Raw genomic sequence first — 14,138 nt, forward strand, 5'->3', positions numbered from 1 at the left:
TTCAGAGTGCGTACTCGGCCGCGGCTTCGGGCCGGAAGGTCAAGCCGTGGCCGGGTTCGGACATCGACGGCGTCACGGTGCCGCCGGTCGGGTCGAGACAGCCCTCGAAGAACAGGCGCTCGATGCGGTCGTGGTCGGCGAACCACTCGATGTGCCGGAAGTTCTGCGTGGCCACCGCGGCGTGCGCCGAGAGGTTCGGGGCGCAGTGGGCCGACACGTCGCGGTTCACCGCGGCGGCGAGCGCGGTGGCTCGCCGCCATTCGGTGAAGCCGCCGCAGCGGGTGACGTCGACCTGGAGGCAGTCGACCACCGGCAGCAGGCGCGCGAAGCAGGGCAGGTCGTAGCCGTACTCCCCGGCGGCGATGTCCGGCCCACCGGGGAAGCGCGTCGCCGCGAGCCCGGCGAGGTCGTCGCTGGAGACGGGTTCCTCGAACCACGTGACGCCCCACTCCAGCAGCCGCTCGGCGACCCGGCGGGCCTGGCCGGGCGAGTAGGCGCCGTTGGCATCGACGTAGATCTCGACGTCGTCGCCGACCTTGTCGCGCGTCACGGCCACCCGGTCCAGGTCGCGGTCCACCCGGGTGCCCCACGACTCGCCGATCTTGATCTTCACGCGCGGGATGCGCTGCCGGCGCACCCAGTGGTCGAGCTGCGCGACCAGTTCGCCCTCGGACAGCGTGGTGAACCCGCCGCTGCCGTAGACGTCGACCGTCTCGTGCACCCGGCCGAGCAGCCTGCTCACGGGCAGTCCGAGCGAGCGGGCGGCGGCGTCCCACAGGGCGATGTCGACGGCGGACAGCGCGCACGAGACCAGGCCGGGGCGACCGAGGTTGCGGATGGCGCGCTGCATGGCCGCCCAGCAGGCGGGCACGTCGAGCACCGGGCGGCCGCGCACGGCCGCCGCGAGCACGCCCTCGATCAGCGGCACGCAGGCCGCGTCGGCGTAGGTCCAGCCCAGCCCGGTGACGTCACCGGCGTCGATGTGCACGACGACGATCGTGGTGGCGTCCCAGGCCAGGGTGCCGTCGGCCTCGGGCGCCGGGGCCGGCACCCGGTAGGCCCGGGCGCCGACCCGCACGATCGTGTTCATCAGCTCTTCCGGCCCGGCAGGAACTCCTGCAGCTTCGTCTTGACCCCCTGCACGACGAGGTGGAACGCGTCGGGGTCGCCCTTCAGTACCGATTGGGCGGCGGACTTCATCTGCTCGAACGTGGCGTGCGGCGGAATCGGCGGCACCTCGGGGTCGCAGCGGACGTCGAGCACGGCCGGCTTCCCCGCGCTGAGCGCGGTCTCCCACGCCGAAGCGAGCTGATCCGGCTTGTCGACGGTGACCGCCGTGAGTCCGAGCGAAAGCGCGAAGCCGGCGTAGTCGACGTCCGGCAGGCTCTGGGACTCTTCGAACTTCGGCGCGCCGCCCATCGCGCGCAGCTCCCACGTGACCTGGTTGAGGTCGTTGTTGTGGAAGACGCAGATCACGCAGGTCGGGTCGCTCCACAGGCTCTGGTAGCGGGCGATCGTGATCAGCTCGGCGAGGCCGTTCATCTGCATGGCGCCGTCGCCGACGAGGGCGATCACCGGCCGGTCGGGGTGGGCGAACTTCGCGCCGATGGCGTACGGCACGCCCGGGCCCATGGTCGCCAGCGTGCCCGACAGCGATCCGCGGATGTCGCCGCGGATGCGCAGGTTGCGGGCGTACCAGTTGGTGGAGGAACCGGAGTCCGCGGTGACGATGGCGTTCTCGGGGATCCGCTTGGACAGTTCGGACACGATGGCCATCGGGTTCACCGGGTCGGCGTCCACCGCGGCTTCCTTCTCGACGGTGTCCCACCAGGAGGCGACGTTCTTCTCGATCGTCTCTCGCCAGGACCGGTCCGGTTTGGCCGTCAGCCTCTGCAGCAGCGCGCGCAGGGTGGCCGCGCTGTCGCCGACGAGGTTGACCTCGGTCGGGTAGCGCATCCCGATGAACTTGCCGTCGAGGTCGATCTGCACCGCGCGCGCCTGGCCGAAGTCCGGCAGGAACTGGCTGTAGGGGAAGTTCGAGCCGACGATCAGCAGCGTGTCGCAGTCGCGCATCAGCTCGTAGCTGGGCCGGGTGCCGAGCAGCCCGATCGAGCCGGTCACGTACGGCAGTTCGTCGGACAGGACGTCCTTGCCCAGCAACGCTTTCGCCACGCCCGCACCGGTGATCTCGGCGAGCTGCCGGACCTCCTCGGCCGCGCCGCGCGCGCCCTGCCCGACCAGGATGGCGACCTTCTCGCCGGCGTTGAGCACTTCGGCCGCGGCGTCGAGGTCGCGCTCGGGCGGGACCGGGGCCGGCCAAGACGTGCTCGGCGGGCTGGACGGCACCTGCTTGAAGGCGTGCTTCGGCGCTTCGTAGGGCTCTTCCTGCAGGTCGGCGGGGATGATGAGCGCGGTCGGGCAGCGGGACGACTGCGCCGTCCGGATCGCCCGGTCGAGCGCGTTCGGCAGCTGCTCGGCGACGTTGACCTCGACGAGGTATTCGCTGGCCACGTCCTTGTAGAGCGACTGGAGGTCGACCTCCTGCTGGTAGCTGCCGCCCATCGCGCTGCGGGCGGTCTGCCCGACGATCGCGACGACCGGGACGTGGTCGAGCTTCGCGTCGTAAAGCCCGTTGAGCAGGTGGATCGCGCCCGGGCCCGAGGTGGCCATGCAGACGCCGACGTTGCCGCTGAACTTCGCGTAGCCGACCGCCGCGAAGGCGGCCATCTCTTCGTGCCGCGCCTGCACGAACCGCGGCTGGTTGTCCGCTTTGCCGAACGAGGCGACGAGCCCGTTGATCCCGTCGCCCGGGTAGGCGAAGACCTGCTCGACACCCCACTCGCGCAGGCGCTGGAGCAGGTAGTCACCGACTGTCTGAGCCATGGGTACTCCCTTCGGTGACGGCGGCTTTTCCGCTCGCCAGAGAGTCGCTTACCCGCTTTTCGGCCTATCATGCTTGCGTGACGCAAATGAGGTCGACCGACGCTGCCTTGGCGGTGCTCCGGGCGATGGTGACCATCGCGGACGCCACCGTCGGGCGGAACACCGAACAGCTGACCCTGACCCAGTTCCGCGCCCTGCGGGTGGTGGTCGACCGGACGCCGGTCACCATGGGCAGGGTGGCCCGTGAGCTGGCGCTGAATCCGTCGTCGGTCACCCGGGCGTGTGACAAGCTGGTCGAGTTGACTCTGCTCGAGAAGGCCCCCAACCCGCTGAACCGCCGGGAGACGCTGCTCGCGCCGACGGCCCCGGGCCGCCGGCTGGTGGACTGCGTCGACCGCGACCGGCGGCAGGTGCTGGCGGCCGTGCTGGGCCGGCTCGACCCCGACGCCCGGGATGCCGCGATCACGGCTTTCGAGCGGTTCGCCGACGCCGTCGAAGCGTACGAAACGGATTTCCGGCCATTGTTGCGTGACGCAAATGCGGAGTGAGTGGTCCGCCGCCGGTCAGCTTCCGCCGGCGGCCCGGCGCCGCTGACGCGGTGGCCGGCCGGTGTCTTGAATGAGTCATTCAGGACGTCCGACGACCTGAATGACTCATTCAAGACGTTTGAGGAGCCGTCAGGGACCGCCCGGCACCACCGCCGTCGGACGAGCTGTCAGCTTCCGCCGGCGGCCCGGCGCCGCTCTTCCTGGATCCCGCGCAGGAACGCCACCGGGTCGTCGCCCAGGCGGTCGAGCGCGCGGTGGCGGATTCCCGCCGCCACGACCGTGCTGACCACCGCCCACACCGCGACCGCCACGATCACCGCGGGCGCCGGCAGGACCCGGCCCAGGAACGCGAGGCACACCGTGGCCGCCAAGGCGGCGATCCGGGCCAGACTGGCGTACCAGCGCGGGCGGCCGGGTACCGAGAAGACCCGGGTGCCGGCCAGGTACGTCGTCAGGCCCACCGTCGTGAACCACGCCGCCGCCTGGGGCGGGGATTCGTGCAGCGACAGGTTCACCCCGGCCGCGATGAGCAGCAGCGCGAAGGCCGGGAAGAGGTGGCCGACCGCGTACAGGGAGTACGCGAGCGCGGGGTTGCCGCCGGAGATGCCGAGCAGGCGCTCGTAGATCCGCGCGGCCGACGCGAAGTACAGCCACCACAGCGCGCCCGCCATCACCAGGCCGGCGACCAGGGACGCCCAGTAGGCGACGTCGTCGGCCGGGCGCTCCAGGGCCGCCGTGCCGACCGTGATCACCAGCTCGCCGAGCAGCAGGATCATGAACAGCCCGAAGCGCTCGGCGAGGTGCGCGGAGTCGACCGCCAGGTTCGGGTCGCTCGGCGGCTTCAGCAGCGTCCGCAGCCGCGCCGCCTGCGAGGGCCGCTGCCGGGACTCGCCGTGGCGCCGCCCGCGCCGGTCGCCGAGCAGCAGGAACCCGGCCTCCTGCAGGAGCGCGAACACCCACAGCGCCCACGTGTGCGGGATGACCGCCGAGACGCCGAACAGGACCGCCGAAAACGTGTAGCCCCAGCTGATCCGGCTCTGGTCGAGGCCGGGTTGGGCCGGCCACCGGTGCGCGGCCGCCAGGATCAGGCGGACTCCGGCCATCGCCGCCGCGAACACCGCCGGATGCCCTTCGAACACGTGGTGCGCCTGCGTCGCGGCGATCCCGCAGGGGATGGTGCCGGCGAGCACGAACAGCCGGTCGGCGGCGCGGCTGTCGTCGCCGCGGCGGTTGTAGAGCACGGCGAAGCCGATCCACGTCCACCACAGCGTCGCGAACAGGCCGAGCGCGGCAGCGGCGCTCATCCAGTGCGGGTCCGCGACCATGCCGTGCGCGACCTGGCCCACCGCGAAGACGAAGACCAAGTCGAAGTACAGCTCGACCCAGCCGACCCGCTTGCCGTGGGCCGGGCCGCCGCCGGTTCCGTCCACATCGGTCACATCGTCCGCATCGGTCACGGCGGCGATTCTGCCGCGTCCGGCGGGCGCGCTCCCACCCGGGCGCCGCGAGGGAATTAATAACAAACCATCCGAATAATGGCCGACTTCGCCACTAAATCGTTTCGGTAACGCTTGTGGGTAATTCTGCCGCCAGTGCGGCGAACTCGGTTGTTTACGCCGCGTCAGGCCCTGGAGCTGGGCGAACAGTGCTTGTACGGTGTACAAGCAGCGACCGTCGGGACACTATGCGTGAACCGTCGAAGGAATTCAATCCCCGCGTTCCGAAACGCCGGTCCTCAGGGTTGACAAGGATGGCGGACGTGATGTTCTCTGCTGGTCGGCGTCGATCAACGCCACGTCTTCCCCCCGGTCCGGGAGCCGGGTTTCGGATTCCGCTCGAGACGTCCGTGATCGGCTCTGGGGCCCCCGTCCTGTCCGAGTTCGACGTCAGCCGTCCGCGCGGCTGGGAATCGAGCGGTTCCACCATGCATGAAAGCAGAACCACGCTCCGCCGGTCGGCGGACGCCGCGTGGTCGCCGGCGCACTGGAGCGTCCGCACCAAGATCAGCGTCGTCCTGCTGCTGCCGGTCCTCGTCGCGGTGGCGCTCGCGGAAATCCGGATCCAGGGCGAGCTCGACCGGGCGACCGCGCTCAGCGCGGCGCGCGACCGGCTGCCGGTCCTGCGGGACACGTTCGACCTGACCGCCTCGCTGGGCGAGGAGATGGTCGCGGCGGTGGCGGTCCCGGCGGGTGCGCCGGACACGCTGACCGCCGCCGTCGACGCGAAGGTGGCCGCGGTCCAGCGCGACACCGGTTTCGCGCCGCTGGCCACGGACACCGGCCGGGCGCTGAACACCGCGCTGGGCAAGCTCGCCGGCATCCGCGCGGCCGGCGCCGGCGGCGGGGACGTCCGCACGAAAGCCGCCGGCTACAACGACATCATCGCCACGCTCGGCGACCTCGTGCCCACCTTCGCCCCGGCCGACGCCGGCAGTGAAACCGCCGCCGGCGCCGAGACCGCCCGGCTGCTGATACACCTGCGCGGCGAGCTGGCCACCGAAGAAACCTACGCGCGGGCGGCCCAGAACAGCCCGGACGACGCTTCGCTGCGCCCGGCCGTCGTGCAGACCGCCGCCGAACAGGAAGTGCTCGGCGAACAGGCCGAACACCAGCTTTCGGGCGACATCCTGAAGCGGTTCGAGGCGGCGACGAGCTCCGCCGAGGGCCGGCTCGACGCCCTGCAGAACCCCGGCAACGGCGGCGACGCGACGCTCGCTGGGTTCGTCCCCTCGATCACCGCCGAGGCCAAGGGCGTGACGGGCGTGCTGAACGACGTCGCGGCGAAGCTGACCGGCGACGTCTCCGCCGCGGCCGACCGCGCCCGGTCGGACTCGCTGCGGGACACGGCCCTGGTCCTCGGCTCGCTGCTCGGCGCGCTCGCGATCGCCCTGCTGGTGGTGCGCTCGCTCGTCACGCCCGTGCGCCGGCTGCGCGCCGCCGCCCTGCGCGCGGCGAACGAACAGCTCCCGGAGACCGTCCGGCAGGTCCGGGAGGGCCACGACGTCGACTGGCGCGCGGTGCCCGACTCCGGGGTCCGGACCGAGGAGGAGATCGGGCAGCTGGCCCGCGCCTTCGACGACATGCACCGCCAGGCGGTCCGGCTCGCCGTCGAGCAGGCCGAGCTGCGCAAGCAGGTCAGCGAGATGTTCATGACGCTCTCGCGGCGGAGCCAGTCCCTGGTCGAGCAGCAGCTGTCGATCATCGAGGACCTCGAGTCGGGCGAGCAGAACCCGCGTCGGCTCGACGAGCTGTTCCGGATCGACCACATCGCGACCCGGCTGCGCCGCAACGGCGAGAACCTGCACGTCCTCGCGGGCGGCCGGCCGGTCCGGCACGGCCGGGAGCCGGTGCCCACACGCGACCTGCTGCGCGCCGCGACGTCGGAGGTCAAGGACTACCGGCGGGTGGCGATGGGCAACGCGCCGCGCAGCTCGGTGCAGCCCGAAGCGGCCGCGGACGTGGTGCACATCCTCGCCGAGCTGCTGGAGAACGCGACGCGGTTCTCCCCGCCGGAGCACAAGGTCGCGCTGACGGCCGACCGCGGCGCCGACGGCGGGCTGCTCATCGAGGTCGTCGACCAGGGTCTCGGGATGACCCCGGCGGAGCTCGCGTCGGTGAACGACCGGCTCGCGGCGGCGGGGACCGTCGGACCGGAGACGACCCGGCGGATGGGGTTGTTCGTGGTCGGCCGGCTCGCCGCGCTGCACGGGGTGACGGTCCGGCTGCGCGCGACCGGAACGGGCGCGCGGCACGCGGGGGTGACGGCGAGCGTGCACGTCCCGGGGGCGCTGGTCATCGCCGACCTGGCCCGCCCGATCGGCGCCGGCCGGCTCGCGACGGCTTCGGCGGCCCGCAACGGCCACACGCAGCCGCCGGTGGTGCCGGCGCAGGCGTCGACGCCGATCTTCGAGCAGGTCGTGACGAGTTGGTTCACCGAGCCGGCGGTGAAACCCTTGATCAGGCGCGACGCACCGGTGGAGTGGCCGGCCCCGGGGGAAGGCGCCGCGACGGAGTGGCCGCCCGCGGCACCGAACGGCCGGGCCACCAGGCCGGCGGATCGGACCGCTCCGGCCGACTCGGCGGAGTGGCCGCGCCCGGCCGAGAAGCCGGCGGACCGGGCCGCTCCGGCCGACTCGGCGGAATGGCCGCCCCCGGCCGAGACGCCGGCTGACCGGACCGCTCCGGCGGAGTGGCCGCCCTCGGCTGACGAGCCCGCGGCCGATCGAACCGGCCGGAACGGAGCCACGGCGGCGCACCGGGCCGACCCGGCCGAACCCGCTTCCCCGGCCGAACCCGGCGGCGCCACCCCGGCGTCGGACTGGCCGACCTCGGCCGAAACACCCGCGGCCCGTCACGAAAAGGGCGCCGCGCCGGTGGGGGAGTGGGAGACCCCGGCCGACCGCACGCGCCAGGCTGCCGAAAGCGCTCTCAAGCCCGCGATCGCGCAGCGGCTCACCGATGCCGGCCTGCCGACGCGGCGGCCCGGCGCTCAGCTCGCCCCCGGCGCGGTCGTCCCGCGTGTGCGCGAGCAGGCCGCCGGGACGTTCCGCGACGCCGCCGCCGTCCGCACCAGTCTCTCCCGGCACTACCAGGGGATGCGTGCGGCCCGGCGGGAGACCGCGGCCCGCACCGAAGAATCCGGAAAGGACGAAGTGGATCCGCGATGACGGAACTTCCCGACGTACCGCCGCGACGCTCCGGCGCCGACCCGGCGGCCCGGTCCCTCAGCGGGACCTTGGGCTTCCCCGGTCCCGCCGCGCCGCCCGGACGGACGGCGACGCTGAACTGGCTGGTCAACGGGTTCGTCCAGGACGTCTCGGGGATCGCGCACGCGGTGCTGGTCTCCGCCGACGGCCTGCTCGTGGCCGCCGACGAGGCCCTGCCCCGCGAGCGCGCCGACCAGCTGGCGGCGATCGCGGCCGGGCTCTCCAGCCTGTCGCTGGGCACCGCGGAGCTGTTCACCGCCGGGCGGGTGGTGCAGTCGGTGATCGAGATGGAGCAGGGGTTCCTGCTGCTGATGAGCGTGGGCGACGGCTCCAACCTCGTCGTGCTCGCGTCGACCGGCTGCGACATCGGGCTGGTCGGCTACGAGATGACGATGCTGGTCGAGCGGGTGGGGCAGAAGGTCGACGTGCCCGCACGCGAGATACCGGTGGCCCAGGACCACCGGTGATCGACGAGCCGCCGCCCGGGCCCCACGGGGAGGAGCCGCGCCGCAGCCCGGCGCTCGCCCGCCCGTACGCCTGGACGGAGGGCCGGACGGCGCCGACGGTCGAGATCGCCGTCGAAGCGCTGGTCGAGACCACGGCGGCGGGCCGGGCCGAGGCGGCGTACCTGATGTCGAGCGCGCTGGCGGAGGTCACCGAGATCTGCGCCCGGCCGCGGTCGCTGATGGAGATCGCGGCGCTGCTGGCGCTGCCGCTCGGGGTGGTCCGCGTGCTCGTGTCGGACCTGATGCAGGACAACCTGGTGATCGTCCGCGACACGCTGTCGGACACGTCGACCTGGGACGAGCGCCACGACTTGATGGAACGCGTGCTGCACGGGCTGCGCGACCTGTAGCCCCGGGAAGGACTCATCATGGAACACTTCGCACTCGGACACTGGCTGCTGGTGCTCGCGTACCTGACGTCGGTGGTGGGCTGCGCGCTCGGGCTGGCGTGCGCGGTCCAGGCCCGCCACGCGGTGAGCCCCCGGCACCGCATGCGGTGGCTGGTGCTGGCGGCGATCTCGATCGGCGGCGTCGGCATCTGGCTGATGCACTTCGTCGCGATGCTCGGGTTCAGCACCCCCGGGATGCCGGTTCGCTACGACGTCTTCCGCACGGTGCTGTCGGCGATCCTGTCGGTGTCGGCGGTGTTCGCCGGTCTCGTGGTGGTGGGCGGCCGCGCGAAGTTCGGCTGGTGGCGCCTCGCGCTCGGCGGCGTCATCACGGGCCTGGCGGTGAACGTCATGCACTACACGGGGATGTCGGCCCTGCGCGTGAAGGGCGACTTCACCTACGAAGGCGGCCTGGTCGCGCTGTCGGTGGTGATCGCGGTGGTGGCGGCGACGGCGGCGCTGTGGTTCGCGGTGTTCCTGGACCGGCTGTCCCTGCGGCTGCTGGCGGGGTTCGTGATGGGCGCGGCGGTGACGGGCATGCACTACACGGGCATGGCGGCGGTCCGGATGACCATGGACATGAACGCCCCGGACCCGGCGGGGGTCGAGGTGTTCTCCTTCCTGTTCCCGGTGTTCGTGCTCGCGGCGATCGCGATGGCGGTGCCGCTGTGCGCGGTGTTGATCGCGCCGGCGATCACGCCCGAGGCTGCTGCTGCCGCGGCTTCGGCTTCGGAGAAGGAAGAAGCCGTCACGGTGTGAGCTGGTCGCGGATGGCGTCGGTGTCGATGAGGGACCAGATCTCGGCGATCTTGCCGCGTTCGAAGCGGTAGAAGACGTGCTCGGCGAAGGAGACGGCCTTGCCGGCGGTCGGCAGGCCGCGAAAATCCGTGACCGGCGTGCAGTCGAACCGGATGCGGCAGGCGACCTGGTCGTCCTGGACGACGAGTCCTTCGATCACGTAGGTGAGATCGGGGATTTCGGCGGAGTCGCGCTCCAGGAGGGTTCGGAAGTCGGAGATGCCCAGCGTGCGGCCGTTGTGGACGACCGGGTCGTGCGCGAAGTCCGCGAGGTCGTCGAAGCGCCGCTCGTTCAGGCAGGTGAGGTAGGCGCGGTAGCGCTCTTCGAGATCAGGCAACGGGTTCCACCCCGAACTTTTCGATCACGAACCGCCAGAAGAGCGGCACTGCCTCGGCGCCGTCCCGGAAGATCCCGTCGTCGTGGCCGGTGACGGACCGGTGCTCGATGAAGACCCCGCCCGCGCCGACGAAACCCGAGGAAGGCGACCGGACGACCACGACCTCGATCGGCCGGTACTCCGGCACCGGCCGGGCCGTGACCACCAGGTCGTGCATCGACGTGAGCGCGGCCAGGTGCTGCTCGCCGCCGCGCGCCAGGACGCTCGCGACGATGTCGGCCAGGGGAGCGAACTCCGGGTGCCGCGTGGCCATCTCGTCGAACCGGGTGGCGATCTCGCGCCACGGGACTTCGTCGAAGCGATGGGGCCACGCCCGCGAGTTCAGCCGCATCCGGCCAGTCTGCCAAACGGGAACGGCCCGCGGGGGAACCTCCCCGCGGGCCGCTCACCTCACCCCCCTACAGGATGCACAGCAGCGAACAAGCCTTCGCCGACGACCATCCCGTGTGCGACGGCGGCGTCCCCGGAGGAACGTTCGCCGGCACGTAACTCACCTTCGCCTGGTTCGTGATCGGGAACAGGTTCAGCAGCGCGTAAGTCGAGCAGTACACCTGCTTCGACGCACCCGCCGCCAGCGTGAACGGACCCGTCTGGCACGACGGCTCCACGCTGTCCACCACCTGAGCCGACGTGATGCCCACCGGACCCTGGTTCGTCACCGTGATCCGCCAGTACGCCGTCGCGTTCAGCAGGCCCAGGAGACCGACCCCCGCCTGCTTCGCCCACGGCCCGGCGCCACCCGGTCCGCACTTCGAAGCCGAAGCGGACGTGCAGATCTCCTTCTCCACGGTGACCTTCGGCGTGCACGACGCGCCCGGCGCCACCGGGAGCGTCACCGTGTTCGACGTGAACGAGCCCGTCGAGTCCGTCCCGGTCGCCGTGTTCGCCACCGACGCGACCGCGCAGTCCGTCGCGATCGTCGTGCGGAAGCACAGCTGCGGCGCGTCACCCGCGTAGTCGACCACCAGCCGGCCGCCGAAGCCGGTTCCGTTGTGCAGCACCAGCGTCGTCGTCACCGTGATCGACGGGTGCGCCGCCACGGACACGCCGGTCAGGTCGACCGAGCCGTCCGGGGCGAAGCCCGCGGTCGGCACCGTCGCGCCGCCCTGGTCCACCACCGTCACCCGGGACGCCCCGAAGTCGACGTTCGCCGGGTCGACGCCGGTCAGCCGCGCCGCCGTGTACCCCTGGACGTGCGAGCCGCCGTCACAGTAGAAGTCACCCGGCTTCAGCGTCACCTGGCCGCCCGAGCGGACACACGGCGTCGCTCCCGTCGCCGGGTCCATCGAGAACAGCACGCCCGCGTCACCGAGGCCGATCAGGCAGCCCGACGGCGGGTCGTAGGTGTACCCGTAGTCCCGGGTGGCCCCGCCGTTCGCCGACGGGTGCGAGATCGGACCGGGCAGACCCGCGCACGCCGCGCCCGTCGTCCAGTCGTGGCAGAGCGCCGCACCCGCGTAGCCGCCGTTCCAGATCGGCAGGTAGCTGCGCACGTGGCCGCTGGGATCGGTGACGACCTCCGGCGGGAAGGCGTACACCCCGCCCGTCAGCGCGGCCGGTCCCGGCGGGGCCGCGAGCGCGGAACCGTCCAGGGCGTAGCACGTCGTGACGTTCGTCCCGCCGGTCGTCGTCGCGCACGCGCCCACCGGGGCACCGCTCGTGTCGAACGCCGTGTAGTCGTTGTAGTTGTAGTTGCCCGCCGGACCCGTGGGCCGGGACGCGGCCCAGTTCGCGCACGCCGTGGCGGTCGCCGGGTCGAAGCAGCCCAGCGACGGCTGCTGCCCGGTGTTCGGGTTCGACGTCGACGCGAACACCTTGCCCGCCACCAGGGTCACCGCGCCGTAGACGTACGGCTGGTTGGCCGCCGGCACGATCGGCGCGTACGGCTGGCCGCCGCAGGGGCTCTGCGTGGCCATCGTCCAGCACACGACGGCGCCGGAGCTGACGACGCCGTACAGGTTGCCGCCGGTCGCCACGAAGCCGCCGATGCTGCTCACCGCCGGGGAGCCGCCGGTCGGGGACAGTGCCCAGTACCCGCAGTTGGCCGAGGCGGCCAGGTCGAGGCAGCCGACGCCGACCGACGTGGCCGTGACGGCCGGGTAGTAGACCTTCGCCGGCGCGGCGGGGTCGCGCACGTACTGCTCGACCATGGTGCTCGCGATGTCCCCGGCCCCCAGGGTGCCGAGCGGGCCGGGCGCGGTGTTGAGCACCTTCGGCCACGGGCCGCCCGGGCAGCGCTGCCCGGTGGCGAGGTCGGTGCAGACCACCTTCGGCGAAGTGGCCCCCAGGTGGTGGTAGATGTTCCAGGCCTGCAGCGCGCCGCCCGGGGTGCGGTAGAGGATCGGGCTGAAGCCGTCGCCGCCGGTCGCGGTCGTCACCGCCTGCACGGGCGGGGTGAGCGAGGCGGACAACGAGGTCGCGTCGGGGCCGGCGTCCGGGTCGCTCGCGCGCACGGCGGTGACGCCGGACGCGGGTTCGGTGCCGGTGAAGGTGCTGCCGTCGGTGGACCACGACGGCGTCCACCCGGGCGGGGCGTGCAGCGAGCCGGACTGGAAGGCCTGGCCCGCGCCGACGGCGTCGGTGATGGTCGCGGCGCCGGACCCGGTGGCCTGGTCGTCGTAGCCGATGACCCAGTTCGCGGTGGCCCCGTGCGCGGCGGGGGAACCGGTGCCCTGCACGGACTTCGTGAGCCCCGAGACGGCGGCCGCCTCGGCGGTCGTGGGCAGCGCGACGCCGGTGGCCGCGACGAGCACCAGGGGCAGCACTGCTCCCAGCATGCGTCTTCGCATGAATGGTCCTCGATTCTTTTCGCAACGGTTGGTTCCAGAAAAGGTTTCCTGGCCGAAGGAAAATCCTATGCCGCACCGGGAGTGCGTTGAAGCGCTCTCACCCGGGCGCCAGAAAAGCGAAGCCAACAGCGCAGTTTGTTACCGTCACGCGATCATTTGTACCGGCTGCGACGACGTGCTTTGCGTCGGCCGCTCACCCGGATGTCGGCACGGCGTCACTCGTTCGAGTAATGAGTGGACGCTAAAAAGGCGGTTTCCGGAAGGCGATGAAGATTTATTTTCCGGATACCCGGTTTACCCCGATTCGGCGTCGAAGCGGAGTTTCGAGGTGATGCGGTACCGGTCGCCGCGGTAGACCGAGCGGGTCAGCTCGACCACCTGCCCCGTGGTGTCGCGGGTCAGCCGCTCGATGTGCAGGATCGGCGCGTACACCGCGATCTCGAGCAGCTCGGCCTGCTCCGGGTTGGTCACCGCCGGCTCGATCGTCTGCACGGCGTCCTGCACCACGATCCCGAACCGCTCCCGCAGCAGCCGGTAGAAGTTGCCCGACTCCAGGTCGGCGGGGGACAGCCCCGGGACCACGGACGCGGGCAGCGCCAGCTGTTCGATCGCGATCGGCTCGTCGTCGACGTGCCGGACCCGCGTGACGCGCAGGACCGGCGCCCCCGGCTCGCGTTCCAGGTCGGCCGCCAGGGAGCGCGGGGCGGGGGAGAGGCCGAACGCGACCACGCGGCTCGTCCAGTGCCCCTCCGCGGGCGGGACGGCGAGGCCCGTCGCCAGTTCCTGGGTCACCTTCTGCGGGCTGGTGAACGTCCCCCGCCCGCGCTGGCGCACCAGCAGCCCGGTGCGGGCCAGCTCGTCGATGGCCGCCCGGACGGTCGGGCGGGACACGCCCAGCTCCGCGGCGAGGTCGCGTTCGGACGCCAGCCCGGTGCCGGGGCCGGCGTGCTCGATCACCTTCAGCAGGTGCCGCCGGACGCGGTCGCGCTTCACGGTGGGCGGGCGGTCCGCCGGCTCGCCATCTTCTTTTCGGGGGCTCCGGGTGGCGGAGCCCCCGGCCTGGGGCGGAGCCCCGGATGGCTCACCTTCTTTTCGGGGGCTCCGGGTGGCGGAGCCCCCGGCC

12 protein-coding genes are annotated in these 14,138 nt (G+C 72.2%); 5 read left to right on the forward strand and 7 right to left on the reverse strand.

What is annotated here, in order from left to right; translation table 11 throughout:
* Window position 1 precedes the first annotated feature (1 nt).
* Window positions 2-1,090, reverse strand: coding sequence for an enolase C-terminal domain-like protein (locus AB0M59_RS02400; RefSeq protein WP_364607243.1), 1,089 nt, complete (start codon window positions 1,088-1,090; stop codon window positions 2-4).
* Window positions 1,090-2,883: a thiamine pyrophosphate-requiring protein gene (locus AB0M59_RS02405; RefSeq protein WP_364607246.1), complete on the reverse strand. Its 1,794-nt coding sequence runs from the start codon at window positions 2,881-2,883 to the stop codon at window positions 1,090-1,092. The genes AB0M59_RS02400 and AB0M59_RS02405 overlap by 1 nt, the downstream gene beginning before the upstream one ends.
* Window positions 2,884-2,969: 86 nt before the next feature.
* On the opposite strand from AB0M59_RS02405, the gene AB0M59_RS02410 reads away from it, so the two are divergent.
* Window positions 2,970-3,431 (forward strand): MarR family transcriptional regulator, encoded by a 462-nt coding sequence (locus AB0M59_RS02410; RefSeq protein WP_364608479.1) that lies wholly within the window; start codon window positions 2,970-2,972, stop codon window positions 3,429-3,431.
* A 167-nt stretch (window positions 3,432-3,598) separates the two neighbouring features.
* Here AB0M59_RS02410 and AB0M59_RS02415 read toward each other — a convergent pair whose 3' ends face one another.
* Entirely contained in the window at window positions 3,599-4,888 is a 1,290-nt protein-coding gene (locus AB0M59_RS02415) for a low temperature requirement protein A (RefSeq protein WP_364607249.1), read from the reverse strand.
* A 467-nt stretch (window positions 4,889-5,355) separates the two neighbouring features.
* Here AB0M59_RS02415 and AB0M59_RS02420 point away from each other — a divergent pair, with 467 nt between their 5' ends.
* Genes AB0M59_RS02420 through AB0M59_RS02435 form a run of 4 tightly spaced genes read left to right on the forward strand, consistent with a single transcriptional unit; the run spans window position 5,356 to window position 9,790 of the window.
* The gene (locus AB0M59_RS02420) at window positions 5,356-8,097 is read left to right on the forward strand and encodes an ATP-binding protein (RefSeq protein WP_364607252.1); all 2,742 of its coding nucleotides are present in this window, start codon (window positions 5,356-5,358) and stop codon (window positions 8,095-8,097) included.
* A complete protein-coding gene (locus tag AB0M59_RS02425; RefSeq protein WP_364607255.1) occupies window positions 8,094-8,603 on the forward strand; it encodes a roadblock/LC7 domain-containing protein in 510 nt (169 codons plus the stop codon). The genes AB0M59_RS02420 and AB0M59_RS02425 overlap by 4 nt, the downstream gene beginning before the upstream one ends.
* Window positions 8,600-8,992, forward strand: a complete 393-nt coding sequence (locus AB0M59_RS02430; protein WP_364607258.1) for a DUF742 domain-containing protein — start codon at window positions 8,600-8,602, stop codon at window positions 8,990-8,992. Before AB0M59_RS02425 ends, AB0M59_RS02430 begins: the two co-directional genes overlap by 4 nt.
* Before the next feature lie 18 nt (window positions 8,993-9,010).
* The gene (locus AB0M59_RS02435) at window positions 9,011-9,790 is read left to right on the forward strand and encodes an MHYT domain-containing protein (protein WP_364607261.1); all 780 of its coding nucleotides are present in this window, start codon (window positions 9,011-9,013) and stop codon (window positions 9,788-9,790) included.
* Here the strand turns inward: AB0M59_RS02435 and AB0M59_RS02440 are convergent.
* From AB0M59_RS02440 to AB0M59_RS02455, 4 genes are all read right to left on the reverse strand, one after another.
* Entirely contained in the window at window positions 9,780-10,166 is a 387-nt protein-coding gene (locus AB0M59_RS02440) for an ester cyclase (protein WP_364607264.1), read from the reverse strand. The two genes, AB0M59_RS02435 and AB0M59_RS02440, sit on opposite strands and share 11 nt — an antisense overlap.
* On the reverse strand, window positions 10,159-10,557 hold the full coding sequence (locus AB0M59_RS02445) for a hypothetical protein (protein WP_364607267.1): 399 nt from the start codon (window positions 10,555-10,557) through the stop codon (window positions 10,159-10,161). Before AB0M59_RS02445 ends, AB0M59_RS02440 begins: the two co-directional genes overlap by 8 nt.
* A gap of 67 nt (window positions 10,558-10,624) precedes the next feature.
* Complete coding sequence (locus AB0M59_RS02450) at window positions 10,625-13,015, reverse strand: hypothetical protein (protein ID WP_364607270.1); 2,391 nt, start codon at window positions 13,013-13,015, stop codon at window positions 10,625-10,627.
* A 294-nt stretch (window positions 13,016-13,309) separates the two neighbouring features.
* A complete protein-coding gene (locus AB0M59_RS02455; RefSeq protein WP_364607273.1) occupies window positions 13,310-14,008 on the reverse strand; it encodes a GntR family transcriptional regulator in 699 nt (232 codons plus the stop codon).
* Window positions 14,009-14,138: the final 130 nt, after the last annotated feature.

This window comes from Amycolatopsis sp. NPDC051371 (assembly GCF_040682155.1).
Classification (GTDB): Bacteria; Actinomycetota; Actinomycetes; order Mycobacteriales; family Pseudonocardiaceae; genus Amycolatopsis.